This is a genomic window from Marinobacter sp. BW6 (assembly GCF_008107725.1).
Classification (GTDB): Bacteria; Pseudomonadota; Gammaproteobacteria; order Pseudomonadales; family Oleiphilaceae; genus Marinobacter.
Genome location: NZ_VIRN01000061.1, coordinates 139,696 through 165,043 on the forward strand (window position 1 = coordinate 139,696; position 25,348 = coordinate 165,043).

General features: G+C 56.9%; 20 protein-coding genes and 1 tRNA gene. 5 read left to right on the forward strand and 16 right to left on the reverse strand.

What is annotated here, in order from left to right:
* Positions 1–21: 21 nt before the first annotated feature.
* Positions 22–1,269 (reverse strand): DNA repair protein, encoded by a 1,248-nt coding sequence (locus FMN52_RS06315; protein ID WP_148607834.1) that lies wholly within the window; start codon positions 1,267–1,269, stop codon positions 22–24.
* Positions 1,270–1,474: 205 nt separating this feature from the next.
* The gene (locus tag FMN52_RS06320) at positions 1,475–3,544 is read right to left on the reverse strand and encodes an NADPH-dependent 2,4-dienoyl-CoA reductase (protein ID WP_148607836.1); all 2,070 of its coding nucleotides are present in this window, start codon (positions 3,542–3,544) and stop codon (positions 1,475–1,477) included.
* Between the two features lie 153 nt (positions 3,545–3,697).
* Here FMN52_RS06320 and FMN52_RS06325 point away from each other — a divergent pair, with 153 nt between their 5' ends.
* A complete protein-coding gene (locus tag FMN52_RS06325; RefSeq protein ID WP_148607838.1) occupies positions 3,698–4,747 on the forward strand; it encodes an AraC family transcriptional regulator in 1,050 nt (349 codons plus the stop codon).
* A gap of 230 nt (positions 4,748–4,977) precedes the next feature.
* Here FMN52_RS06325 and FMN52_RS06330 read toward each other — a convergent pair.
* Both FMN52_RS06330 and FMN52_RS06335 read right to left on the reverse strand, forming a co-directional pair.
* Positions 4,978–5,054, reverse strand: a tRNA-Asp gene (locus tag FMN52_RS06330).
* 138 nt (positions 5,055–5,192) lie between these two features.
* Positions 5,193–6,224 carry an AraC family transcriptional regulator gene (locus tag FMN52_RS06335; RefSeq protein ID WP_148607840.1) on the reverse strand — a complete coding sequence of 344 codons (1,032 nt, stop codon included), beginning with the start codon at positions 6,222–6,224 and terminating at the stop codon, positions 5,193–5,195.
* Positions 6,225–6,507: 283 nt separating this feature from the next.
* Between FMN52_RS06335 and FMN52_RS06340 the strand changes: the two genes are divergently transcribed.
* On the forward strand, positions 6,508–7,383 hold the full coding sequence (locus FMN52_RS06340) for a MaoC/PaaZ C-terminal domain-containing protein (RefSeq protein WP_148607841.1): 876 nt from the start codon (positions 6,508–6,510) through the stop codon (positions 7,381–7,383).
* On the opposite strand, the gene FMN52_RS06345 is transcribed toward FMN52_RS06340, so the two are convergent.
* Genes FMN52_RS06345 through FMN52_RS06355 form a run of 3 tightly spaced genes read right to left on the reverse strand, consistent with a single transcriptional unit; the run spans position 7,380 to position 12,077 of the window.
* Positions 7,380–8,957, reverse strand: coding sequence for a response regulator (locus tag FMN52_RS06345; protein WP_148607843.1), 1,578 nt, complete (start codon positions 8,955–8,957; stop codon positions 7,380–7,382). The two genes, FMN52_RS06340 and FMN52_RS06345, sit on opposite strands and share 4 nt — an antisense overlap.
* Before the next feature lie 45 nt (positions 8,958–9,002).
* Positions 9,003–9,629, reverse strand: a complete 627-nt coding sequence (gene fixJ, locus FMN52_RS06350) for a response regulator FixJ (protein WP_008170525.1) — start codon at positions 9,627–9,629, stop codon at positions 9,003–9,005.
* 39 nt (positions 9,630–9,668) lie between these two features.
* Entirely contained in the window at positions 9,669–12,077 is a 2,409-nt protein-coding gene (locus tag FMN52_RS06355) for an ATP-binding protein (protein WP_148607845.1), read from the reverse strand.
* A gap of 217 nt (positions 12,078–12,294) precedes the next feature.
* On the opposite strand from FMN52_RS06355, the gene FMN52_RS06360 reads away from it, so the two are divergent.
* Entirely contained in the window at positions 12,295–12,672 is a 378-nt protein-coding gene (locus FMN52_RS06360) for a PilZ domain-containing protein (protein ID WP_148607847.1), read from the forward strand.
* 13 nt (positions 12,673–12,685) lie between these two features.
* Here FMN52_RS06360 and FMN52_RS06365 read toward each other — a convergent pair whose 3' ends face one another.
* From FMN52_RS06365 to pncC, 3 genes are all read right to left on the reverse strand, one after another.
* Complete coding sequence (locus tag FMN52_RS06365) at positions 12,686–13,156, reverse strand: flavodoxin family protein (protein WP_205424910.1); 471 nt, start codon at positions 13,154–13,156, stop codon at positions 12,686–12,688.
* Positions 13,157–13,176: 20 nt separating this feature from the next.
* Positions 13,177–14,223 carry a recombinase RecA gene (recA, locus tag FMN52_RS06370; protein WP_148607848.1) on the reverse strand — a complete coding sequence of 349 codons (1,047 nt, stop codon included), beginning with the start codon at positions 14,221–14,223 and terminating at the stop codon, positions 13,177–13,179.
* A gap of 165 nt (positions 14,224–14,388) precedes the next feature.
* Positions 14,389–14,889 carry a nicotinamide-nucleotide amidase gene (gene pncC, locus FMN52_RS06375; RefSeq protein WP_148607849.1) on the reverse strand — a complete coding sequence of 167 codons (501 nt, stop codon included), beginning with the start codon at positions 14,887–14,889 and terminating at the stop codon, positions 14,389–14,391.
* An 81-nt stretch (positions 14,890–14,970) separates the two neighbouring features.
* Between pncC and mutS the strand changes: the two genes are divergently transcribed.
* Together mutS and fdxA are read left to right on the forward strand one after the other, a co-directional pair.
* Positions 14,971–17,601, forward strand: a complete 2,631-nt coding sequence (gene mutS, locus FMN52_RS06380; protein ID WP_148607850.1) for a DNA mismatch repair protein MutS — start codon at positions 14,971–14,973, stop codon at positions 17,599–17,601.
* Positions 17,602–17,751: 150 nt separating this feature from the next.
* A complete protein-coding gene (gene fdxA, locus FMN52_RS06385) occupies positions 17,752–18,075 on the forward strand; it encodes a ferredoxin FdxA (protein WP_008170541.1) in 324 nt (107 codons plus the stop codon).
* Between the two features lie 72 nt (positions 18,076–18,147).
* Here fdxA and FMN52_RS06390 read toward each other — a convergent pair whose 3' ends face one another.
* From FMN52_RS06390 to FMN52_RS06415, 6 genes are all read right to left on the reverse strand, one after another.
* Positions 18,148–18,786 carry a LysE family translocator gene (locus FMN52_RS06390; protein ID WP_148607851.1) on the reverse strand — a complete coding sequence of 213 codons (639 nt, stop codon included), beginning with the start codon at positions 18,784–18,786 and terminating at the stop codon, positions 18,148–18,150.
* Between the two features lie 55 nt (positions 18,787–18,841).
* Positions 18,842–19,876 (reverse strand): hypothetical protein, encoded by a 1,035-nt coding sequence (locus FMN52_RS06395; RefSeq protein ID WP_148607852.1) that lies wholly within the window; start codon positions 19,874–19,876, stop codon positions 18,842–18,844.
* A gap of 138 nt (positions 19,877–20,014) precedes the next feature.
* Positions 20,015–20,965 (reverse strand): DegV family protein, encoded by a 951-nt coding sequence (locus tag FMN52_RS06400; protein ID WP_148607853.1) that lies wholly within the window; start codon positions 20,963–20,965, stop codon positions 20,015–20,017.
* 113 nt (positions 20,966–21,078) lie between these two features.
* A complete protein-coding gene (locus FMN52_RS06405; RefSeq protein ID WP_148607854.1) occupies positions 21,079–21,909 on the reverse strand; it encodes a metal-dependent hydrolase in 831 nt (276 codons plus the stop codon).
* Positions 21,910–22,165: 256 nt separating this feature from the next.
* Entirely contained in the window at positions 22,166–23,542 is a 1,377-nt protein-coding gene (locus FMN52_RS06410) for a solute carrier family 23 protein (protein WP_148607855.1), read from the reverse strand.
* A 95-nt stretch (positions 23,543–23,637) separates the two neighbouring features.
* Positions 23,638–25,266: an acyl-CoA synthetase gene (locus tag FMN52_RS06415; RefSeq protein ID WP_148607856.1), complete on the reverse strand. Its 1,629-nt coding sequence runs from the start codon at positions 25,264–25,266 to the stop codon at positions 23,638–23,640.
* Positions 25,267–25,348 lie beyond the last annotated feature (82 nt).

Below are 25,348 nucleotides of genomic sequence, written 5' to 3' on the forward strand. Positions count from 1 at the left end.
GATACTGAAAAAGTTCCGGCCTCAGGCCTGGTGTTTCTCGCAACGATCGTCAATGCCCGGACGGAATTCCGCTGGCTGGCTGATCCGCAAAATGGGCTCACCACAACGATTGCCATCGTCGTCTTCATGGCTACAGACGGGGTTTTCATAATGCTCCAGCCATTCCCTATAGGCGGGCTCATTCATACCACAGCGTTCTGCAGCGTAGGCCGTGGGATTATTAAAGTAGGTTTCAATATCTTTGAAGGGCAGCGTCAAATGGCCGACGCCGGGTTGATAGGCAACCAGGAATACCGACTGGCGCTTCAGGTGGTCCATTATGGAGTCTTCCGGCGGCTCGCGATTGCGTAGCTCGTGATTTTCCTCCTCAAGGGCAACGATTTTCTCGTCCCTCAACTCCAGCTCCCGCTGGCGCCGCTCCAGCTGCTCTCTGAGCAGCAGGAGCTCAGCACCCGCGTTTGAATCCTCGCGCTGTTTCTCCTCACCCACAGCGGCCATCTGCTCCTGCATGGCGAGGTACTGCTCGTTTCGCTCCGACAGTCGCTTTTTAAGCTGCTCATTGCTCAGGCGTTGCCGTTCGTATTTCTGCTCAAGATCCGCAAGATCACCGCGCAATCCCTGAATCTCCAGGCGATGCTCTCGCTGTATATCCGACAAGGCATCCCGGTGAACACTTTGAAGAGTCTTGATCCGCAGGCGCTGCTCCCGGATCAGCTGCGCCAAGCGGGAACGATCCGCCGCTGCCGCAGCTTCTTCACGATCTGACGAATCCTCGGCCTGCGCGCTCAGAACCGGAATGTTCTCTTCCTGAACCGGCTCCATCTTTCGGAATTTGAGACTGTTGGCCTCAACCGCTTTGCGAATAGCCTGGAAATGGTTATTCCCGGGTGTCATGTCCGGGTCCCACAGATCCTCCTTGAACTTGGGATCCGGGCACTGGCTGCGGCAAACCAGTCGGATCGCACCACCGCCCATGTCCGGCCCTTTGGCGCCTTGTCTGGCCAAGTCCTCAATAGGCACATTCCAATGGCTGTCGGCCCGGCCTTCTTCATCGAACCAAATCCGAAAGAAAACCAGTGCCTGGACCCGAAGGTCGCCACTCAGCTCAACCAGAACAGCCCTGACATCGGTTTCAGCGAGATCGGACAGCCCCACATAGCCATCCAGGAAGGCCCCGAATTCATTGGCCCGCATCTCGCGTGCCACCTGATTCCCTTCCACAAAAAATACCGCCGAATAACCATCGGTTGCCTGGTCGGCAGACACCATTGCACGTTCTCCACAGTTCAACGACTCGACACCACACGACAGAATCCCGAAAGATGTTCCATCAGATCGCGATGCCAACCTCATCAACCCAGGCCTTCCGGAGCCAGGGCGAAGAGGCAAGCTGACAGACTCAAAGCTATTAGTCTAGCCAGACAATCGTGTCTGCACAGGGAAAAACTGCAACGATTTGTGATCGTTTTTGCGCTTAGAGTTCTGCCGCCAGGCGACTACCCTGATCGATCGCTCGCTTGGCATCCAGTTCCGCAGCCACATCCGAACCGCCAATCAGGTGCACCGGCAGGCCAGCGGCTTCGAGATCGCTCTGCAGTTCACGCAACGGCTCCTGCCCCGCGCAGACGATAATGGTATCCACTGGCAGCACCCGATCTTCGCCCTGATCCGCACCTTTCGGCGTGACCGTTACATGAAGCCCCTCATCATCAATTTTACGGTAGGTCACACCGGGCACCATCTGAACCTGACGGTTCTTCAGGGAGGTACGGTGAATCCAGCCGGTGGTCTTGCCCAGATTCTTACCCACTTTCGAGGCTTTACGCTGAAGCAGGTAGACTTCGCGGGCAGGTTCCGGCACTTCGGGTTCAACACCCTGAATGCCACCCCGGTGCTCAACACTCAGATCCACACCCCACTCACGCATGAAGTGCTCGGTGTCCATGGCGGCCGACGTGCCCTTGTGGACGATAAACTCGGAGACATCGAACCCGATACCGCCGGCACCGATCACGGCCACTTTCTGGCCGACCGGCTTGCGCTCCAGAAGCGCATCCAGATAACCGATCACTTTCGGATGATCGATCCCCTCGATTTCCGGCGTACGTGGCTTGACGCCCGTTGCCAGGATCACTTCATCAAAGCCACCGGCTTTGAGATCGTCAGCGCTGACACGAGTGTTCAGACGCACGTCCACCTGGTGTTTGTCCAGCATCACCCGGAAATAACGGAGGGTTTCATAGAATTCTTCTTTGCCCGGAATAAGCTTGGCAACATTGAACTGGCCACCAATCTCGCTACCGGCATCGAACAGGGTAACCTTGTGGCCCCGCTCAGCTGCGACCGACGCAAATGCCAGGCCGGCCGGGCCAGCGCCAACCACCGCAATGGACTTGGGCGCAGCGGTTTTCACATAGCTCAGCTCGGTCTCGTGACAGGCACGAGGATTAACCAGACATGACGTCAGTTTGCCGCTGAAGGTGTGATCCAGGCAGGCCTGGTTACAACCGATGCAGGTGTTAATCTCATCGGCCCGATCTTCTGCCGCTTTCAGAACCAGATCGGCATCCGCCAGGAACGGGCGGGCCATGGACACCATATCGGCATCGCCTTCCGCCAGAATCTTCTCGGCCACGTCCGGCATGTTAATCCGGTTGGTGGTGACCAGCGGAATGCCTACCTCACCCTTCAGGCGCGCTGTCACCTTGGTAAAGGCGCCACGGGGAACCGACGTTGCAATGGTGGGCACACGAGCCTCATGCCAGCCGATGCCAGTGTTGATGATGGTCGCACCCGCCTTCTCGATTTCCTTGGCCAGGTGAACAACCTCTTCCCAGGTGCTGCCGTCTTCAATCAGATCCAGCATGGACAGTCGATAGATCAGGATAAAGTTCTCACCCACCTGTTCACGTACCCGGCGTACAATCTCGATAGGCAGGCGGATACGGTTTTCATAACTGCCGCCCCAGCGATCAGTCCGATGGTTGGTATGGGAAACGATAAACTGGTTGATGAAGTAGCCTTCCGAGCCCATGACTTCAACACCGTCATAGCCGGCACGCTGTGCCAGTGCGGCGCAATCCGCGTAGTCCTGGATCTGCTTTTCAATGCCCGCTTCGTCCAGCTCCCTGGGCTTGAACGGGTTGATTGGCGCCTGGATGGCTGAAGGTGCAACCAACTCCGGAGAGTAGGCGTAACGGCCAGCATGAAGGATCTGCATACAGATCTTGCCATCGGCTTCATGCACCGCGTCAGTGATGATCCTGTGCTTTTCAGACTCTTCTTCGGTGGTCATCTTGGCGGCGTGCTGGAATACCCCACCTTCAACATTAGGCGCAATACCACCGGTAACAATCAGGCCTGCACCACCACGGGCGCGTTCTGCATAGAAGGCCGCCAGGCGGTCGAATCCGTTTTTGGCCTCTTCAAGCCCCGTGTGCATGGACCCCATCAGGGTGCGGTTACGCAGCTTGGTAAAGCCAAGGTCCAGCGGCTCAAGCAGGTTTGGGTATTTGGCAACGCCTGGAGTCGTGCTCGCAGTCATGTATTGTCTCCTCATCGTGATCTTCGTCGGGACTCCCACCATGGTCAGGGCCCGTTCATTGTTGAGCCTTAAACTACTCGCGACGCTTGTCATCGACAATATCCATGGATAACATTTTATTATCTTTACACGACATGTCAGACAATGACTTCAATGAGCGACCAGCGATCCATCCCGCCAAAAAGCCGAAACTCACTTGGAGACATCAGTGTTCTCTACGTGTCTGCGCTCTTGCGGGCGGCCGAGGCCGAAGGCGCCAACAGCACAGAACTGGCATCCCGTTTCCAGCTTGACGATCAGACACTGACTTCGCCGGAAGCGCGTATCAGCATTCCACGATTCATGCGCCTGGGGCATGCAGCGATCAGCGAGACTGGCAACCCGGCCCTGGGCTTGAGGATGGGGGCATTATCTCGCCCTGTCGACGCTGGCATTGCCGGGCTCGCCGGAGAGACTGCCCACACGGCCGGGGCGGCAATCAGCACGCTAATTCGCTACGCCTTGCTGACCAGCCGCAACAGCCGAGGCATCCCCATGGTTTGGCCGGACACCCGACAGGCCCGGTTCTACTCGATCCGCCCTTACAACGACTTCAACTATTTCGTAGTGGATTCTGTTCTCGCTGCCTGGACCCAATTTCTCCGAACCGTGACCGGCCGCTATGACGTTCTGGAGAGAGTCACCATTGAGTACCGGTCCATCGGACAGGATGACTTATTCGAAAGCTGGTTCCGCTGCCCGGTGCAGTTCGGAGCGGCGAAAAACAGCCTCTCAGTGCGGCAGGATATCTGGGAGAGCACGAGCCAGCAGGCCCAGCCGGCCATGCATGAAAAGCTCACGGAGCTGTGCGAGCGCGAACTGCAGCAGATCCGACGAGGATGGACAACGGGAGACCGGGTAAAGAACCTGCTCACACCACTGTTCCGGGGCGAAACGCCTAGCCTGGAAACCATTGCAATGAAACTGGGGGTGGCGCCGTGGACACTGCAGAGACAACTGGCTGCAGAGGGAACCGGTTTCAGGGAACTGATGGATGAAACGCGGAAACAATTGGCGCGGGATTATATTCGCGAGACGGAGACATCACTGGCCGAAATTGCCTGGCTTTTGGGGTTTGCCAACCCTGCCGCCTTTCACAAAGCTTATCGGCGGTGGTTCAGCCTGAGCCCGGGAGAACACCGAAAGCGAACCCGGCATTCCTGACATCAGAGCTCCATAGCGTCATCCCGGCCGTCATCGTCTTCGAATTCTTCAAACTGGCTTTCAATCAACTCTTCTTCGTAATCTCGCATAGCGGCTACCCTGTTCTTGAGTTTTCAGGAACAGACTAGATCGTCTGAATGACATTACGATGACACACAGCTGGTTTTGGCAGATGTAAAACGAGCTCAGAAATTCTTGGGGCGACAAAGGATACAAAAGAGGGGCAAAAATGGCGGAGCGGACGGGACTCGAACCCGCGACCCCCGGCGTGACAGGCCGGTATTCTAACCAACTGAACTACCGCTCCGTGCGGGTCATCACAACTGGCCTCTGGGAGGCCTGGCAATCAGCGGTGTGAATGCTCTGTGACAACGAGGGCGCATTATAAAGAGGCGCCCCGTTATGTCAACGCTTTTTCTCAAAAAAATTGAGAAAAAGCGTCCTGTTACATGGCATCGACCATCGCATCCTTGCCCTGCGCGGTTTTGCGGTATTCGATCGGCGTCATACCGGACCAGCGCTTGAATGCGCGATAGAAGGTGCTGGGCTCAGAGAAGCCCGTGAGGTAGACAATTTCATCAATGGATTCATCGGTGGTTGCCAGCAGCTGACGGGCCAGACGATAGCGGAAATCCGCGAGCACCTGATTGAAACTGGTCTCGGCCTCCGTCAAGCGCGTGCGCAGGGTTCTCGGCTTGATGCCAAGACGCTCAGCTACGGCATCCAGGGTGACCTCCCCACTATCGAGGAGTTCTGCCACAATCCGCTCCACCTGACCAACGATATCCTTTTTCTCCAGCCGGGCGACCTGTTCGCTGGCGAACCGCTCATGCAGATCCAGTAGCTCCGGCTCTGCATGAGGTGAGGCATGGGATAGCAGTTTTGCCGGGAAATAGAGCCGATTTTCCGGCGCCCCAAAAGTGACTTCGCATCCGAGCACCTCGCGCACATGGTCCTGGCCCTCAGTCCGCTCGTGCTCGAACTCAATGCGTGAGGGGTAGAAGTTGCCATCGGTGATCGAGCGGAAAAAGGTAATCAATCCCAGCACGAAGCATTCATTGAAATGCTTTAGTCTGCGGACATCATCGGACGCCGCATCCAGCACCATGCAGGCATCGTCACCCTCTATGAAGAAATCGGTGTTCGCTGCGTCGCTGAGCAGGCGCTGATAGTTCTGAGCCCGCCGCAGACCCTCTCCGAAGGTGGGACTGCTCAGAAAGAGATACTCCAGCACCTGCCCCTTGTACGCAGGCAGTAGTTGCCCTAGGTGCAGGCCTACATCCGGATCGCCGGAAACGTCCTCAACAGCCTGCCAGAAGTACATCTGGGCACTGTGGGGAGTCCGGAGCTGCTCGGTGTAAACGTAATTTTCATCCACACCCAGGCGGCTGAAGATGGCATTGGTATTGATTCCCTTCTTTTTCATCGCCTCATAGATCAGGCGCAACATCACTCCCGCGTCACGAAGTTCCTGCATAAGATTCCGCTTTTTATTGGTTTACTGCTGTGGCCTTCCCGACAGCCACTGTGGCGCGCCGGGTCAATGCCTGATCTGGAGGGCTTTGACAGACTCCAGAGGTTTGTCAGACTCAAGGGGCCTACGAACCGCACCCTGTTAGACAATCGTCTTACTAGTAGAGCATATCAGGCCACAGTCGCCGAGTTGTACCAAAATGTAAAAAAATGCATACCCTTTGCTTCAAAGCGTTCAACCAAGGTCATGCCGGGATTGATGGTCCGGGCTGTGAAGGAGAATACCGATGTCAGAGACCCTCGTTTACCGCAACACACCGCCCGCCTTGTTACCGATGTATGGCAGAACGCTGCTGCCAAAGCAGAAGCAAACCGGCGGCGATATCAGCATCCCGAATCTTTCAGCGAGCCTGCTCGGTGTCAGTACCTCCGGGGAGAACCTGAAGCGCTATCAGCAGGTCTGCGGATTCGTGGCTCGCAGTCACCTGCCAGTCACCTGGCCCCACGTGCTCGCCTTTCCTTTGCACTTGAAACTGCTCACCGAAAAAGACTTTCCCCTGCCGCTTCTGGGCCTCGTACACCTGAGAAACACGATTACCCAGCACCGGGCTATCGGCACCGGGGAAAACCTCGATCTGCAGGTAAGACTCAGCAATACCGTGAAGAGCGAACGGGGCGTGGAATTCGATCTGATTACGGAGGCACGCTCTGCGGGCAGGCTGGTCTGGGAAGAAGCAAGTACAACGCTGTTCCGGCAAACGGATGGTGAGAGCAAATCTTCCGGTAAAAAAGCGCCGCCGAAGCTGGAGCGTTATCCGAACACAGAGAATCTGAAGGCACCCGAGTCCATCGGCCGGCAGTATGCCCGCGTATCCGGTGACAGCAACCCGATCCACATGCATGCCCTGAGCGCCAAGGTATTCGGTTTTCCACGGGCAATCGCCCATGGCATGTGGACAAAAGCCCACGCACTCGCGCTACTGGAGCAGCAGGAAGGCTGGCAAAGCGGCGCTCTTCGCGTCAGCTGTCAGTTCAAGAAACCGCTGTTTCTGCCCGGCACGGCCCAGCTGAACTGGCAAACGGGAGAAAAGGGCTGGGACTATCAGGTATTGAACGCGAAAGGTGATGCGCCCCATTTGACCGGCCGCATTGACTGGCTTTAGGACGACTCACCATCCGGTGTACAGGTATTACTCTTGGCGCCGGCAACAGGCAGAGTAAAGTAGAAACAGGCGCCACCATCTTCCGGTCGCTCGAAACCAATGTCGCCACCCTGGGCCTGTATCAGGGAGCGGCAGGTTGAGAGACCAATCCCCATACCCTCGTCCTTGGTCGTGAAGAACGGCAGAAACAGCTTCTCTTCAGCATCTTCCGATAAGCCCATGCCATGGTCCCGCACCTGGATTCGCACGCAGGTGTCACCCTGGACGCTCGCGGTCACCTCGACGGGCGCGCTGGAATCGATACTGCTGGTCGCTTCAAGGGCATTACGGATCAGGTTGAGGGCTACCTGCTGCACCTGGACCGGGTCGGCCAGAACATCCGGAATGTCTTCAGGCACAGACAGCTCAATGGCGCCCTTGTTGTTGCGCATATCCACTTCGGCAAACTGCCGGGTATCTTCCAGCAACGCAGGCACTGACAGCACTTCCTTGCCCGTGGCCGGCTTTTTCATGAATCGACGAATACGGCGAATGATTTCGCTGGCGCGATGGGACTGGGCCTCAATCTTGTCCAGAGTCTGCTGGAGCAGCCCCATATCCGCGTCTTCTTTTGCCATCATACGCTTGGCGACGCGGGCATAATTGGTGATTGCGGTCAACGGCTGGTTCACCTCATGGGCAACGCCGGCAGCCATTTCGCCCATTGTGGTCAGGCGGGAGGTATGGGCCAACTGGTCACGCTGCTCCTGAACCAGCTGCCGGGCATCCTCCAGCGCCTTTTCGTTGTTCAGTTCGGCGGTGATATCACGGAACACGACAACCGCACCATGGAGTTCGTCAGAGTCCAGTTTCGGGGTCGAACGGTACTCCGCAGGAAAGCCGGTTCCGTCGGCCCGCAACATTCGGATATCCCGCTGGTTCTCGGCCACTCCCTGCTGACAGGTTGCCTTAACAGGTATGCCGTCCGGATTGTCCGCGGCGGTCGCGAAATGGGTTTTGAAAAAATCACGACCAATAAGCTCTTCCACCGGGCAGCCAACAATCGATGCCGCCGCAGGATTGGCAAATTCGATAATGCCGTTCTCATCGAGGCCGTAGATGCCTTCGCTGATGGAATTGAGAATCCGGGCCTGGTCGCTCTGCAGCTCACGATTGCGGGCCTGCAGCTCCCGTTCAAGGCGAATCACGCTGGCGTGGGTTTTCACCCTGGCGATCACTTCCTGAGACTGGAAGGGCTTGGAAATGTAGTCGGCGCCTCCAAGGGAGAAGCCTTTCACCTTCGCCTGCAGGTCATCCAGCGCAGACAGAAAAACAACGGCACAGTCTGCCGTCTGGAGGTCCGCCTTGAGGCGCTCACAGACCTCATAGCCATCCATCTCCGGCATCATGATGTCCAGGAGGATCACTTCGGGCTGATGACGGTGGGCAAGGTCGAGGGCCTTTTCGCCTTCGTTGGCAATGAGCAGCCGGTAACCTTTGTCTTTCAGGGTCTCATAGAGGACTTTGAGGTTCTGCGGATTGTCATCCACGAGCAGAACCGTCACCTCCGAGTTCTCGCTGACAGCTTCAGTCATAAATGTCGGGCCGGTTAAAAAAGTAACCGTATGATGCCGCCGGGATCACCCTGCGTCGATAAGGTCCTTTACGGACAGGACCATACGAACGAGATGTGCCAGGGAGTGGGTACCCATCTTGTGCATAACGCGGGAACGGTGGATCTCCACTGTGCGCTGGCTTATCTCCAGCTCAATGGCAATCACCTTGTTGGCCTGGCCGGCGATCATCCGGTCCATGATTTCGTGTTCCCGGGGGGTCAGACTCTTGATGCGGCGGATGATCTCCTGCTTCTCATCAAGGGACTTGCGCTGCTCCAGGTCCTGCTTGAGTGCCGCCTCGATTTTCTCCAGCAGCGCCTCCTCACGGTATGGCTTCTGGATGAAGTCCACCGCGCCCTCTTTCATGGCGTCAACGGCCATGGGCACATCACCGTGACCGGTCACAAAGATGATCGGGAGGATGGAGTGCTTTTCATTCAGCTTTTTCTGGAGCTCCATACCGTCCATGCCTGGCATGCGGATATCCAGCACAATGCAGCCGGCCATCTTGTCGGAATAGTCCTTCAGGAAAGCGGTTGCACTCTCATAGGTCTTGACCGGCTTGCCGTCAGATTTCAGCAGCAGCTCCAGGGAATCGCGGACTGCTTCATCGTCCTCTACAACGTACACGGTTTGCTGGATATCAGTCATGGGTGTGTTCTCTCCTGTCCGTTTTCTTATGATCGCCGGTCAGTGAATTGACGGGTCTTTATGGTCGTCACGAGCATGTTCCTGGCGCTCATGTTCCCGCATTTTCTCAAGTCGTTGCTGGATAATGCCAAAAACGCTCTGCTTCGGGTACCTGCCTTTGTCATCGGCCTTGCCCGCAGGCTTCCCGAGCAGCAGGGTTATGGCCTCCTCAACACGGGCAACCGCGTACACCGCAAACTGGCCTCCGCGTACTGCCTTTACCACTTCGCTGTCGAGCATCAGGTTCTGCACATTGGTGGTTGGCACAATGACACCCTGGGTGCCCGACAGCCCGCCCTTGAGCTGGCAGGTCGTGAAAAAGCCTTCCACTTTTTCATTCACACCTCCGATGGGCTGAACTTCGCCAAACTGATTGACCGACCCGGTGATCGCCAGATCCTGTCGGACCGGAATTCCGGAAAGGGACGAGATCAGCGCGCAGAGCTCTGCCAGCGAGGCACTGTCACCGTCCACTTCGCCATAGTTCTGCTCGAAGGTCAGACTCGCCGACAGATGCATCGGATCATTGACCGCAAAATGAGAGGCGAGCCAGGAGCTCAGGATCATCACACCCTTGGAGTGCAGATTGCCACCGAGCTTTACATCACGCTCAATATCCATCACCGCGCCATCTCCATAATAGCAGGTCGCGGTGACACGGTTGGAAAGGCCAAACTCAAACCCGCCTGTGGACAGAACCGACAGCGCATTAACCTGGCCAACACACGTACCACTGGTAGTTACGAGCGTCGTGCCGTCACGGATGGAATCGTAGAACTGATCACGGATCCGGCTATCCCGGTATTTGGCGCTTTCCAGAGCGCGCTCCACATGAATATCCTGAATCAGCTTCGCACCGGCCTGCCGGGCCCAGAAATCCGACTCCCGCAACAGATTGGCGATATCCGCGGCATGCAGGGACAGTCGATCCTGGTGTTCGGCCATACGGGCGCTGTGTTCAATCACCCGGGCAACCGCCTTGTTCGAACAGTGCAGCAACTTCTTCTCACTTACCAGGCTGGCAATGAACTTGGCATAGAGCAGCTGGCTGTCATCCGAACGGTACATTTCGTTCTCAAAATCCGCCGTCACGCGGAACAGTTCGGCAAACTCGGAATCGTATTCCTGCAGCAACATCCAGGTTTCACGATCACCAAACAAGACAATCTTGACATCCAGGGGAACCGATTCCGGTTCAATTGAGATGGTTCCGGATAGCGTCAGTTCCCGTTCGAGGGAGTTTATCTGGATGGACTTCGAGCGCAGGGCACGTTTGAGCCCGTCCCAGACAAACGGCTGTTCCAGAACCTTGATAGCGTCCATCAACAGATAGCCACCATTTGCGCGGTGCAGACTGCCCGGGCGGATCAGGGAGAAATCCGTGAACACCGTGCCCTTGTAGGTGACGTTTTCCACATAGCCAAACAGGTTGTGGTAGGTGGGGTTGTCCTCCACCACCATCGGCACCTCATTGGTTTTCTGGTGCACCAGCACATTAACCAGATACCGGCGCGGCATCTTTTTGTCCAGGGAGGCATAGGCAATCGCTGCCTGTTCCTCATTATCGTCGAGAAATATCTCCAGGTTCTCTACAAGGTCTTCCCGAACCGCTTCAAAGTAGGCGACAACATCCGGCAAATCCTTGTATTTCTCAATCAGCTCATCAATCTGGTGGCCAGAAATACCCTCAAGGGTCTCCTGGTTCAGGGCCTGCTGTTTATCGGCGTACTCCTGCTCCCAGTCCGCCAGTTTGCGCAGGGCCTGACGGAGCTTTTTTTCAAGCTTATTGATGGCATCTTCAAACTTATCGCGCTGCTCCTCCGTCAGGGCCTGGAAAGACTCCGCGGTATGGGGCTCATCACCATTCATGGCAACCAGCCGGTAACCACCGGGCGTGGTCACCGTCAGGCTGACTTTTTTGCGCTTGGCCTGTGCTGCCACTTTCTCCAGCTCGTCTTCCTGCTTCTTGCCATATTCGTTCTTCAGCTGTTCCGAACGTTCCAGGAAACTGTCACTGTCAAAGGTCTGGGGAATCACCTTTACCAGACGGCTCATCAGCTTTTCCATATCCTGCTTTAGCTGGGTGCCCTTTCCTGCAGGCAGCTGCAACAGCTTCGGAATACGCGGTTCCTCGAAGTTAGCCACATAGCACCAGTCATGGCTCTGCTGATCCGTATCCAGATGGTGCTCCAGGTAACGCAACATCATGGTGCGCTTACCCAGGCCATTTCGGCCAACGGCATAGACGTTGTAACCGCCATGGGGCATCGCCAGAGCAAAACGCACAGCTTCCTGGGCGCGGTTCTGGCCGACGATTTCAGCCAGGGGCTCCAGTTGCTTGGTGGTTTTGAACGGCAGATCTTTCAGAACACAGGCTTTGTAAAGCTGGTGCAGAGACAGTGACTTCAAGGTTTGGTCCTGTAACGGTTGACACATTGGCCGGTCATTGTAGATTCTGCGGTCGGCTCTGTCGCGTTCAGCACGAAGATTTCTGGAGTTGCGCACAGTGCGCAGGATTTTGTTAGGTAGTTCACATTTCTGCCGCTGTTCATTTTTCAGCCAGTCGTTCCGGAACTACACTTCATCTCCCAACTATAAATACAATGCACGCAACGGACGCCAGCGTATGACCAGTGATTCCGCAGAACGCAGAATCAAGGATCGGTACCCCGCCTCCTGCCTGAGAGTCCAGCTCCGGGAGCGTGGCTTATTGGCTCGTGGCAAGCAGGCCACGCCGGTTACCTGCCTCGATCTTAACCGCTACGGTATGGCTGTACTCTGCCCCAGGCCGGTGGAACCGGGAGCGCGCCTGTTGATGGACTTTGACGGTAAATACATCAGCGAATCGCGGGTATGCGCCAGGGTGGTGGAGTGCCAGCCCTACCAGACCGGTTATCGTGTCAGCGTCCAGTTCAGCTATTGTCTGGACAAGAAGGGCTATTCACGAACTGTCGACAATGCCCTGTCGCGCATTGAAGGCTTCTACAACCGGTTTGCCAGCTGAACCGGCCTCAGCCTCACACCAGTCCGGCGTCAAGACTGGCCGCGACATACATCCCAAGCTCCCGGCACTGATCTTCAAACTCATCCCGATATTCACCCCGGCAGATCAGAGGTTCCTGGATCAGCTTCCAGCGTAGCCCGGTGGTAATGCTTTCAATCGCCCGATTGGTGCCCGTGCCGTCATGGCCTGCGCGGATGTAATAGGCAAAGGGCAACCCCTGGGTTTTCTCAAGGCAGGGATAGTAGCTGCGATCGAAGAAGTCCTTCAAAGCACCACTCATATACCCGAGGTTCTCAGTGGTGCCCAGAATAATGGCGTCGCAGGACAGAACGTCATCGGGACCGGCGTCCAAAGGTGCCAGAACGGTTACTTCAACGTTTTCGATGTCTTCGTGGCGGGCACCCTCCTCCACAGCTTCTCGAAGGCGGAGGGTGTTCTGGGAGGGGGCATGGGCAACAATCAAAAGCTTCTTCATGTCATCCATACATCCTCCCTAAATCAAGCTTAGAGCAACTCGCCGTTGGCTTCTGCGGGCTCTTCTTTAGCGTCTTTCTTCGGTTCAGGCTTGGGCATCAGCTTGTCGCGAACCTTGGCTTCGATCTCGTTAGCAATATCCATGTTTTCTTCCAGGAACTTGCAGGCATTCGCCTTACCCTGGCCGATCTTGTCACCGTTATAGGCGTACCAGGCTCCGGATTTGTCGACAAAGCCTTCCTTAACACCCATATCCAGCACTTCCGCCATGTGGTAGATGCCCTTGCCGTACATGATCTGAAACTCGGCCTGCTTGAACGGCGGGGATACTTTGTTCTTGACCACTTTAACGCGGGTCTCGTTCCCGACCACTTCATCACCGTCTTTCACGGCACCGATGCGGCGGATATCAAGGCGAACAGAGGAGTAGAATTTCAGCGCGTTACCACCGGTCGTGGTTTCGGGCGAGCCAAACATAACACCGATCTTCATACGGATCTGGTTGATGAAGATCATCAGGCAGTTGGCGTGTTTGACGTTACCGGTCAGCTTACGAAGCGCCTGTGACATCAGTCGCGCCTGCAGACCGACGTGACTATCGCCCATTTCACCCTCAATTTCCGCTTTCGGCGTCAGGGCCGCCACGGAATCAACGATGATAACGTCGACCGCATTGGAGCGAACCAGCATATCGGAAATTTCCAGGGCCTGTTCACCGGTATCCGGCTGGGAAACCAGCAGATCGTCCACATTGACGCCGAGCTTCTCGGCGTATACCGGGTCGAGGGCGTGTTCGGCATCCACAAACGCACAGGTTTTGCCGGCTTTCTGGGCCTCTGCGATCACCTGCAGGGTGAGCGTCGTCTTACCGGAACTCTCCGGACCGTAGATTTCGCAGATTCGACCATAAGGAAGACCACCAATGCCCAGGGCAACGTCCAGGCCCAGGGAACCGGTAGAGACCGCAGGAATGGCTTCACGGGGCTGATCGCCCATTTTCATTACAGCGCCCTTGCCGAACTGGCGCTCGATCTGACCAAGTGCTGCGCTCAATGCTTTCTTGCGGTTGTCTTCCATCAGTGCAAACCCTCTGTCGCCTGGGCCGCCGGTGCTCAGAAAAAGACCGACAGCAAATAGTGGATCGGGAATTCGTACAGCTTAAAACAGCCAATTCCCTGTATATTTGAACAGTATTAAAACATAACCCGGAGGGCAGACCAACCCCTTCGGATGTGAAAGCCGTCAGAGTTCGCTCACAAACTCGTTAACTCCCTGAATGGCAAAGAGAACGGCTTGCCGACGAACCTGCTCACGGTCGCCCTCGAAGTGTTTTACCACCGCCACGGTGGAAGCAGGGCTACTGCCCCAGGCAAACCAGACGGTGCCCACAGGCTTGTCATCACTCCCGCCTCCGGGCCCCGCGACACCACTAATGGCCACAGCGACGTCTGCATCGGTTGCCACCAGAGCACCGGCAACCATTTCCCGCACCACTGGCTCGCTGACCGCACCGTGTTCATCCAGCGATGTCCGGGTCACTCCCAGCAACCCCTGCTTGGCTTCATTGCTGTAAGTCACCAGCCCGCCAAGGACATAAGCAGAGGATCCGGCCCGGTCAGTCAGTACCTTGGCAACCCAGCCGCCAGTACAACTTTCCGCCGTCACTACGGTACGGCCGGTTCGCAACAGTCGTTCACCGAGTCGATTGCCTGCCTCTTCCAAATCCTGATCGCTGGCCAGCATAATGACCTCCTTCGTTTCATCGCGGCGGTTATTTTCTTACAATTCACGCCTTCATCCAAAGCAAGGCTACCGGACCCGTTCATGTCAGCAGCTCAAACCGATCTTTCAAAGCACACCCCCATGATGCAGCAGTACCTGAAGATCAAGGGCCAGCACCCCAATGAACTGGTGTTCTACCGCATGGGGGATTTCTACGAGCTTTTTTACGAAGATGCCAAGAAAGCGGCCGAGCTGATGGATATCACCCTCACCGCCCGGGGCCAGTCCGGCGGCAACCCGATCCCCATGGCGGGCATCCCCTATCACTCCTCTGAGGGCTACATTGCCCGGCTGGTTCGGGCAGGTCAATCCATCGCCATCTGTGAACAGATCGGAGACCCAGCCACCAGCAAGGGACCGGTTGAGCGCCAAGTGGTCCGGATTGTCACACCGGGCACCCTCAGTGACGATGCCTACCTGGAGGATCGCCGGGACAACCTGCTGGTCGCGATCTACAACCACCGGGAACAGTTCGGTTTTGCCTCGCTCGATATCTCCAGCGGCCGTTTTGCGGTCTCGGAACTGGAGAACCTGGAAGCCCTGCAGGGCGAACTCCAGCGGCTGCGCCCAGCGGAAATTCTGATCAGCGAGGACTTTCCCTATCAGGAAGTACTGGAGGGCTTCACCGGAATTCGTCGGCAGGGCCCATGGCTGTTCGAATCCGATACTGCTCGCCGTGTGATCACCCAGCAGCTTCAGGTGAGAGATCTGACCGGTTTTGGCTGTGAAGACCTTAACCTGGCCGTCTGCGCCGCCGGCTGCCTGTTGCAATACGCGAAGGAGACCCAGCGCACCGCCCTGCCCCATATTCGTAAATTGACCCGCGAGCGTCGTGATGAGGCGGTGATTCTGGATGCCGCCAGCCGCCGCAACCTGGAGATCGACACCAACCTGATGGGCGGGCACCAGTACACCCTGGCCTGGGTGATGGACCGCACCGCAACCTCCATGGGTGGCCGGGAGCTGCGGCGCTGGCTGAACCGCCCACTGCGGGATGTGGAGATCGTCCGTCAGCGCCAACAGGCGGTTTCGGCGCTCCTCGACGGATTTCATTACGAGCCGGTACACGACCTGCTAAAAGCCGTTGGTGATATTGAGCGGGTACTGGCACGGGTCGCCCTGCGTTCAGCGCGCCCACGGGACCTGGCCCGGCTTCGGGATGCCTTCCAGGCCTTGCCGGATCTTCAGGAAACCCTGAAGCCGGTCAACTCCCACCACATCGTCAAGCTGGCGACCATCATTGGCGAATACCCGGAACTGGCGGACCTGCTGGAACGCGCCATCATCGACAATCCTCCGGTCGTGATTCGCGAAGGCGGCGTCATCCAGGAAGGGTTTGACGAGGAACTGGACGAGCTTCGCAATATCAGCGAGAACGCAGGCCAGTATCTGTTGGATGTGGAAACCCGGGAACGGGAGCGCACCGGCATCAGCACCCTGAAAGTTGGTTACAACCGGGTCCACGGTTATTACATCGAAATCAGCCGGGCCCAGTCGGACCAGGCACCGGTGGATTACATTCGCCGGCAGACCCTGAAGAACGCTGAGCGATTCATTACACCGGAACTCAAGGAGTTTGAGGACAAGGCCCTGAGTGCCAAGAGCCGGGCTCTGGCCCGTGAGAAAGGCCTGTACGATGAAGTCCTGGAAACCGTCGCCGGACAACTCGCGCCACTCCAGGATGCCGCCCAGGCGCTGGCAGAGCTGGACGTACTGAGCAACTTTGCCGAGCGCGCCACTTCCTTGCGTTTTTCAGCGCCGGAGTTCAGCGAATCCCCTGGCTTTGATATCGAAGAAGGCCGCCACCCGGTGGTTGAACAATTGCTGGATGAGCCCTTTGTACCCAACGATCTGCTGATGGACACCCAGCGGCGCATGCTGGTAATTACCGGCCCGAACATGGGCGGTAAATCAACCTACATGCGTCAGGCCGCACTGATTGCGCTGCTCGCCTACACCGGCAGTTTTGTGCCAGCCAACCGCGCAGTGATCGGCCCCGTAGACCGGATTTTCACCCGAATGGGCTCCTCGGACGATATCGCCGGCGGCCGCTCCACCTTCATGGTGGAAATGACCGAAACCGCCAACATCCTGCACAACGCCACCGAGCACAGCCTGGTGCTGATGGACGAGGTCGGCCGCGGCACCAGCACCTTTGATGGCCTGTCGCTGGCCTGGGCCACCGCCGAGCATTTGGCCCGGGAAATCCGCTGCTACACGTTGTTTGCTACCCACTATTTCGAACTCACCCAGCTAGCAGACGATCTCCAGCATGCCGTCAACGTGCACCTCACAGCCACCGAACACGATGACAGCATCGTGTTCCTTCACAATGTACATGATGGCCCGGCAAGCCAAAGCTATGGGCTTCAGGTGGCCAAACTGGCGGGCGTGCCCCAGGATGTGATCCGTAACGCCAAAACCCAGCTTTCCCATCTGGAAGGCAGTGCCTCGCCGGCAGCGCCGGCAACTGCGGCTGGTGATCGGAACAACGATACGCCCCGGGCCAAACCGGCAACGCAGGCCAAAGAACCCATCTACCAGGGCGATATGTTCGCCAGCCTGGAACCCAGTGCCGTAGAAGAGACCCTAAAAGAGATGGATCTGGATGGACTGACACCCCGGGATGCCATGAATCAGCTTTACGAACTTAAGGCGCTGATGAAGAAATAGCGGAAAATTGATCTGTGTAATAAGGTTATAGCAGCCCAACGCTTGCGGCTGTGCGGGTCGCTCCCTACAATATCGCGCACTAAAATATAACGGTGGCGCCCGAAGGCGCTCCTGATGAGACTGACCGACCACTGGACCAGGGATCTGACTATGGCGTTTATCGTTACTGATAACTGCATCAAGTGTAAGTACACAGACTGCGTGGAAGTCTGTCCGGTAGACTGCTTCTACGAGGGACCGAACTTTCTGGTAATCGACCCGGACGAATGTATCGACTGCGCCCTGTGCGAGCCAGAGTGCCCGGCCGAAGCCATTTTCTCGGAAGACGAGCTGCCGGCCGATCAGGTCCAGTTTGTGGAGCTGAATGCCGATCTGGCCGCCAAATGGCCGAACATCACCGAAAAGAAAGATCCGCTGCCGGACGCTGAAGAGTGGGATGGCAAGCCGAACAAGCTTCAGTATCTGGAAAAGTAAGCATCCGGAACTGGAATAGAAAAAGGGAAGCCGAGGCTTCCCTTTTTCTTTGCCTGAATTTCCGCGATTGCGTCAGGTGCTGGCCAGCTTGGCGCCCATGGCCACGAAAAACCCTCCCGTCAGGCCGTTCAGCGTTCGCTTCACACGCGCATTCACGCCAAGGCTCCGGAAGGTAACCACCACCCAGGCCAGACCGCACTGCCAGAGCATTGCCAACAGGAAATGTACGCCGGCCAGCATCAGAGACTGTTGAAAGGCGTTTCCGGCCGGATCCACGAACTGTGGTAGCAGGGCCATATAGAACAGCGCGGTTTTCGGATTCAGAACGTTGGACAACAATCCCTCTCGGAAAGAAGCAGACATCGCTACCTTCCGGCGTACAACCCTTTCCTCTTTTGCCGCGGGCGCGTCGCCACGGCGAAGGGCCTGGCGCAACGAACCGATGCCCAGCCACACCAGGTAACAGGCACCGGCCCATTTCAGGGCGGAAAATGCCCAGGCCGTTTCCACCAATAGAAGGGAAATGCCCAGAGCCGAAAGCGTGGCATGAATGAAAAGGCCGCTGCAGATGCCAACACTGGTCACGCAACCATCCCGCAAACCACCCCGGCCGGTATTACGCATTACCAAAAGGGTATCAACACCCGGCGTGATGGTGAGCAGGGTAATGGCGACGAGATAGGCCCAGAACAGATCCGATATCAAAATCACACTCTCTCAAACTCTTGAAACAAACGCACCAGGGGCCCGAGCCGCAACCGAAAACTCAGGCCTCTTGCTGGAGAATCTTGCGCGCAGCGGCGGATTTATAAAACGGTGCAAGCCGCCGGCGAATCAGGGCCTCAACATAGCCCTCTTCACGCAATACGTCTATAACCGGAATTGCGTAGGCATCAATTTCTGCCATGACAACCTCACGGCTTACCCCCATATCGCCCAGCAAATCCGTGAGCGGGCGCTCGCCATACTTTACGAACAGGTGGGAAACCACTGCCCGGGCACATTCCTCAAAGTATCCGGTCTTGCGGAACTGCAGCCAGAACTCATATCCGAGCACAACAAATTCCTGCAGTTCCACGTCGCCAAGGCCTTCATGTAACTCGGCAATGGTGCGATCCTCCAGCGACACCCAGGCGGCCATCACGCTGTCCCGCAGTTCGTCGTCAGACAGGGCACTATGCAGAAACTGCTCACTACGGCTGATCAAACCGGGCAGGCTGTCGGACAGCCAGGCCTTCAGGCGCCTCTCAAAGGTTTCGTCCAGACCCGGCACCGCCCTGTTGGCCATTCGCTTGCCGAATTTCATCATAGAGCCAACGCCCGGCACGGACTTGGTAATCAGGTTATCTTCGTACATATAGTTCACCAAACCGTGGTAAACCACATTGGACACCAGCTCCTGATAAACGGGGTGTGCCATGATCTCGCTGATCACCCGCTCCCGCTGCTGCCGAAGTTCCAGAGCCTCCTCCAGAAAGCCCGTCGCCTGTTCGCGAGTGATGATCTCGCCCAGGGTGGTCTGTGCCTGCACATTGGCATTGAGCACTTCGGTTGCCATTTCCGCGGCCAGCTCCGGAATGCCCGCATCCAGCTCCATATCCATGACGATACGCTGGATGACACCCATCACCTGTTCTTCCGAGGTGATCCGGTTCAGGGTTATCTCACCGGCATAACCCCATAGCTCATCCAGCTCCTGCTCCAGAAACCTGCGCAGCTTTGCACCCTTGAGCGAGGCCAGCTCATGCTTAACGTGCTGCTCCAGCAGCTGGTTGGCGAGATCCGTTTTGCCTTTGGTCATGGCATCAGTTGTCCTGTTGTTGAAATGAAACACACTGACCAGAGGCTAACATGAAGTACAGGTGGGCAGGTTTGCCAAAACTACAGGTAGAGGGATGCGGCCGGGCCAGTCCGGCTCACCCCCGGACCCAGGAGGGAGTTACTGAAAATCATTGAAGGCGTGGGGCTCTGCGGCCAGCGCCAGGCAAAGACTGCCAGGGCCGACATAGATACTGCTGGTGATCCCCATCTGTGAAAGCAGTAATTCCACACCATGACTCTCGCAGGCATCCCGCAGGCGGTTGAGCCCGGGCAGATCCTCGATCTCTGTCCAGGTCAGGCCACAGGAGAGGCTGACATAAGGGGTCAGGAGTCCGGCTTCAACGCGGGCTGTGGCATAATTCATTACCTTTTCCACCGCCACATCGAAACTGCGGGTTTTGGCAGCCGGTTGGCCCCCAGCACCCTGTCCGAAGATCACCGGGGTGATGTTCAGTGTTTTGCCAAGAAAGGCCACCAGCGCCGAAACACTTTTATCACCGCGACGTCGTGCCCGCTCACGGATGTAGTGCAGGTCCCGGGGAATGACGCAGGTGTAAATCCTGTCGCTGAAGGCCTCCACCTCATGGCGGAGGGCATTCTTGGAGACTTTCTGATCGATCAGCTTCAGGGTGTGAGCTGCCAGTAAGCCCTGGCCGGCGAAGATCTGCTTGCTGTCGATCACCCGCATGAAGAACCGCCCATCGCGGCCAGCGGCTTCCCGGGCACCTTCATAATTCGCCAGCACACTGTTCATCGCTTCCGTGGCGTTCTGGAAAATCAGGCTTCGGGTTTTCGTGACAGTCTCGCAGATAGCAACATCAAACTGGGTAACGATCTTCTCCATGAACAGATCGTGGATCTGTTCGGCGGTGAACGCACGGGTTTCTGCATGATGCCCCTTCTGTAGCAGGCCACTCTGGTAGAACTCCTGGGTTCGAACCGGATCATGCTTGTCTATGTAAGTCTGGCCATCAATTACAGCGGTTACCGGAAGGATGAACAGGTCGTGCTTGCGGCTGAAATCGTAAGGTAAGTCGCACGCGGAATCGACGATCAAACCAACTCGCATGGTGGGCCTCCAGCTCCAGGCAGCTTCTCGACCGGAAGCCCCCTTTATTGTCGTTATTCTTTATGCCGCACAGTTTTACACACCGCGATCAGAATTTCAGCAACCCGCCCCTATCATGCTGCCGATGTCATATCCAGCTCACGAAGATTCTGCTTGAGCAGCTCGCGGTTGTCCTGCTGCCAGGGGTGAAAGCCTTTGCGGAAATAGGCCAGGAATTCTGGCAGACACTTGCGAAGCACTCCGGGTCTGCCCCAGAGAAAATTAAGCCCGCCAACCCAGGTGCGAAGACTCCAGAGCTTGCCATCGGCTTTTAGCAGGCTACAGGTGTTCAGAAAGGTGAACTTGAAAAAATTCCAGGTGACAAACAGGAAAACGATCCGGCGCAGCCGTTCGTTACCGACGCACTCACGATAAACATCAAAGGCAACGGATTTGTGTTCGGTTTCCTCTATGGCGTGCCAGCGCCAGAGCTTTGCCATGGCCGGGGTGACCCCTTCCATCCACTCGGGATGACTCAGAATGGCGTTAGCCAGAACGGCGGTGTAGTGCTCGGCGCCGCAGGTACCTGCCAGTTGCCGGCTTGGTGGCAGTTTACCAACCCACTCCATGTGTTTCTGGAACCGGCGATCCAGGGCATCAATATCGTAACGTCTGGCCTTCAGAGCCTCGTTGTAGTCCTTATGCTCCCGGCTGTGCAGAGCTTCCTGGCCAATAAAGCCGCGAATCTCCGCTTTCAGCTTGGGATCTTGAATCTGGTCCCGATAGAGCCGAACGGCGTTAATGAATTGCTGCTCGCCGTCAGGGAACTGCAGGGAAAGTGCATTAAAGAATGCTGTCCGAAAAGCATCATTGCCATGCCAGAGCGTTTTCAGGTCTTCACTGACATCAAACCGCAGATGCCTCGGCTCGACGGACACACCCTCGGGCGTGGAGCTGATGGTCATGACTGCCTCCTGTTTTTGTAGTGTTGTTATCAGTAATGAACAGCGGACAAAAAATCACCAGTCAAAGGAGTTTAAACCCGAAAACCTCGCGGAAGGAATACCTCAAGGGGAAATATTGGACAAATTGTCACGAAATGACATTCTGTCAACGACTGCGCTTGGAAGAAGAATACAAACGTAAAAAAGGGAGGCACGAGGCCTCCCAAGGACACACAGGGGATCAACGCCTTCCGGTGCAGAGCCGAAAGACGCAGGTTTAGTGCTCTTCGGCGGCTTTCACACCCGGCGCTTCCGGGTCGGCGGTGAAGCCAAGCAATTTGGTACGTTCAATCAGGAAATAGAGGACGGCGCCGGTGGCCAGGCCCCAGCCTGCACCATAGACCGCCAGAACAACGCCCATGGTTCCGGCGATTCCACGCTCGGTGTTATTCTCCAGCTGCTCCAGCCCCACCATCAGGCAGATATAGCCGGTCAGCAGCAGGGTCAGTGACAGGGCAATGGGCAGCACCGGCTGGAAGAAGCTCACCAGCGGCAGAACAAACAGGGCGACAAAGCCGGTAATCCAGAAGGTACCACCGCCACTGTAGATAGAATCCATGGCATTGCGGCCATACTTGTAACGCTCGGCCATGGTCGCCGTGACTGCTGTCCAGATGGGTCCCGCCAGCCCCGGATAAGGCGCGAAGAAAGCGTGACCACCATTGCGGATAGCGGTTACCAGGTGCACCCGGTCAATGCTGTTGTCGATGTCTTCGTCTTTGCGCAGATGATCAACACGATTCATCAGGGATTGGCCGACCACGATGTCACCAAAGGCGATGACATAAGCGATCACAGCGGTCGGAATGGCATACAGGAATACGCTGCTGTCCGGGAAACCGACGGTGAACGGCAGGTAGTTCCACAGCTCATCAAACGCGGGTTTGGTGATGCCCCACTCCACATTGGGCACCTCGTATTCGCCAGTGGCAAAGCCAACCAGGATAGCAACCACCATACCCGGCACCATGCCGTAGTTGGCGATCTTGCGGGCGATGGAATTACTTTCCACGAAGCCTTTGAACGATACCGAGAACATCAGGTACAGGCACACCAGACCGCCGATGATCAGGGAGATCGGTGTATTGGCCAGGCGACCGCCCGCTTCGATCTCACCCATCAGGGCGGCAATACCGGCGCCGATGATAATCCCGCCTTTCATGGAACGGGGGATCAGCTCCACCAACTTGCTACCCAGGCGGGTAATGCCCAGAACCAGGAAAATGATGAACACCAGGAACTGCAGGGCGAACAGGGCCTGAATGGCTTCGGGGCCGGGCTCGTAGTCACTCAGGAACAGCAGGACAACCGGAATACCCGGCGTAATCCAGCCTGGCACCAGGGGCACACCCAGCAGTGCCGGCAGCATGAAACCGATACCACAGATCACCACGTAGGCCAGAGCCACGTCGTAGGGCACACCGAGGTATTTCTCAAGAAGGGGAATCATGGCCAGGCTGACCACAAACATGATCAGGGCCTGCACCATCTCGGCAAATTCCCAGCGGTAATGGACAAACGGCAGACGAACCTTGAAGGGACCGGCCGGCCAGTACGGCTGCTCTTCCCCGTTCTTTCGGTGAAACATTTGCATAAAAAGGTCTCCGGGCTCACGCGGCGCGTGTGCCTGACAGCGTTGTTCTTCTGGTTAAAGCCGGCTGCGCCGGAGCGGCGCAGCCGATCGGGGGATCAGTCCAGTTCTTTGGCCTGGTCCCTCAGCACGAACTTCTGGATCTTGCCCGTGGAAGTCTTGGGCAGCTCCGAGAAGACGATGGTCTTGGGCACCTTGAACCGGGCCAGGTGCTCGCGGCAGAAGTTGATGATCTCTTCCTCGCTGACCTGTCCCGCTTCCGGCTTGAGAGTCACGAAGGCACAGGGGGTTTCGCCCCACTTCTCGTCCGGCCGGGCAACAACAGCCGCCTCGAGCACAGCCGGATGGCGGTACAGGGTATCCTCGACCTCAATGGTGGAGATGTTTTCACCACCCGAAATGATGATGTCCTTCAGGCGATCCTTGATCTCCATGTAACCGTCTTCGTGCCATACTGCCAGGTCACCGGTATGGAACCATCCGCCCCGGAAAGCCTCTTCGGTAGCCTTGGGGTTTTTCAGGTAACCCTTCATCACGGTATTACCGCGCAGGAAGATTTCACCAATGGTTTTGCCGTCTTTCGGCACCGCTTCCATGGTGTTCGGATCGCCGACCATGGTGCCTGCCAGGGTGTGATAGCGAACGCCCTGGCGAGCCTTCTTGCGGGCGCGATCGTGCAACGGAAGCGCATCCCATTCGGTCTTCCAGGCGCAGACCGTTACCGGACCATAGACTTCGGTCAGGCCGTATACGTGGGTCACCTGGATTCCCATCTCTTCGATGGCACCGATAACCTGTGCGGGGGGCGCCGCGCCGGCTGTCATGGATTTCACTTCGTGATCGATACCCGCCTTGGCGGATTCCGGCACGTTCAGCAGCGCGTTGAGAACAATCGGAGCGCCGCACATATGGGTAACCTGATGGTCGCGGATCAACTGCAGGATCTTCTCCGGGTCAACCCGGCGCAGGCAGACGTGGGTTCCTGCCATGGCGGTGATGGTCCAGGGAAAGCACCAGCCGTTGCAGTGGAACATCGGTAAGGTCCACAGGTACACGGGGTGCATGTCCATGGACCAGACTGCCTGGTTGCCGATGGCATTGATGTAGGCGCCACGATGGTGGTAAACGACGCCCTTCGGGTTCCCGGTCGTGCCGGATGTGTAGTTCAGGGAGATGGCATCCCACTCGTTGTCGGGGAAGCTCCACTGGAACTCCGGATCCCCCTCCTGCAGGAAGGCCTCGTAATCCAGATCGCTGACCTGAACGCCCTCGCCGTACTCGGGATCGTCCACATCAATCACCAGTGGTTTGGTGTCCAGCCGGCTTACGGCGTCTTTGATCACCTCTCCGAATTCCCGGTCGGCAATTACAACCTTGGCCTCACCGTGTTCCAGCATGAAGGCAATGGCCTCGGCATCGAGGCGAACATTCAGGGTGTTTAGCACAGCGCCGATCATCGGAATCCCGAAGTGGGATTCCACCATGGCGGGGATATTCGGCAGCATAACGGCGACGGTATCACCGCTTCCGATGCCGCGCCCTTTCAGAGCCGACGCCAGGCGGCGGCAGCGTTCGTAGGTCTGCGCCCAGTTGTAACGAATCGCCCCGTGAATCACCGCTGGGTACTCCGGGTAAACCGTAGCGGTACGTTCGATAAAATCGACGGGGGATTGAACGGCATAGTTGGCGTCAACGGGCGCCAGGCCCTGATCAAATATCGAGGTCATTGCGTGGTCCTCTTCAGTGCTGTTGTTCTTATGGTGTATTCAGGAATATCGCTAAACTGGCTATACTTCGGGCTGGCCAAAA

Bases quoted from the DNA above. Each gene is read 5' to 3' on its own strand.
- FMN52_RS06315 (WP_148607834.1), bottom strand. From the start codon at position 1,269: ATGGTGTCTGCCGACCAGGCAACCGATGGTTATTCGGCGGTATTTTTT.
- FMN52_RS06320 (WP_148607836.1), bottom strand. From the start codon at position 3,544: ATGACTGCGAGCACGACTCCAGGCGTTGCCAAATACCCAAACCTGCTT.
- FMN52_RS06325 (WP_148607838.1), top strand. From the start codon at position 3,698: ATGAGCGACCAGCGATCCATCCCGCCAAAAAGCCGAAACTCACTTGGA.
- FMN52_RS06335 (WP_148607840.1), bottom strand. From the start codon at position 6,224: ATGCAGGAACTTCGTGACGCGGGAGTGATGTTGCGCCTGATCTATGAG.
- FMN52_RS06340 (WP_148607841.1), top strand. From the start codon at position 6,508: ATGTCAGAGACCCTCGTTTACCGCAACACACCGCCCGCCTTGTTACCG.
- FMN52_RS06345 (WP_148607843.1), bottom strand. From the start codon at position 8,957: ATGACTGAAGCTGTCAGCGAGAACTCGGAGGTGACGGTTCTGCTCGTG.
- fixJ (WP_008170525.1), bottom strand. From the start codon at position 9,629: ATGACTGATATCCAGCAAACCGTGTACGTTGTAGAGGACGATGAAGCA.
- FMN52_RS06360 (WP_148607847.1), top strand. From the start codon at position 12,295: ATGACCAGTGATTCCGCAGAACGCAGAATCAAGGATCGGTACCCCGCC.
- FMN52_RS06365 (WP_205424910.1), bottom strand. From the start codon at position 13,156: ATGGATGACATGAAGAAGCTTTTGATTGTTGCCCATGCCCCCTCCCAG.
- recA (WP_148607848.1), bottom strand. From the start codon at position 14,223: ATGGAAGACAACCGCAAGAAAGCATTGAGCGCAGCACTTGGTCAGATC.
- pncC (WP_148607849.1), bottom strand. From the start codon at position 14,889: ATGCTGGCCAGCGATCAGGATTTGGAAGAGGCAGGCAATCGACTCGGT.
- mutS (WP_148607850.1), top strand. From the start codon at position 14,971: ATGTCAGCAGCTCAAACCGATCTTTCAAAGCACACCCCCATGATGCAG.
- fdxA (WP_008170541.1), top strand. From the start codon at position 17,752: ATGGCGTTTATCGTTACTGATAACTGCATCAAGTGTAAGTACACAGAC.
- FMN52_RS06395 (WP_148607852.1), bottom strand. From the start codon at position 19,876: ATGACCAAAGGCAAAACGGATCTCGCCAACCAGCTGCTGGAGCAGCAC.
- FMN52_RS06400 (WP_148607853.1), bottom strand. From the start codon at position 20,965: ATGCGAGTTGGTTTGATCGTCGATTCCGCGTGCGACTTACCTTACGAT.
- FMN52_RS06405 (WP_148607854.1), bottom strand. From the start codon at position 21,909: ATGACCATCAGCTCCACGCCCGAGGGTGTGTCCGTCGAGCCGAGGCAT.
- FMN52_RS06410 (WP_148607855.1), bottom strand. From the start codon at position 23,542: ATGCAAATGTTTCACCGAAAGAACGGGGAAGAGCAGCCGTACTGGCCG.
- FMN52_RS06415 (WP_148607856.1), bottom strand. From the start codon at position 25,266: ATGACCTCGATATTTGATCAGGGCCTGGCGCCCGTTGACGCCAACTAT.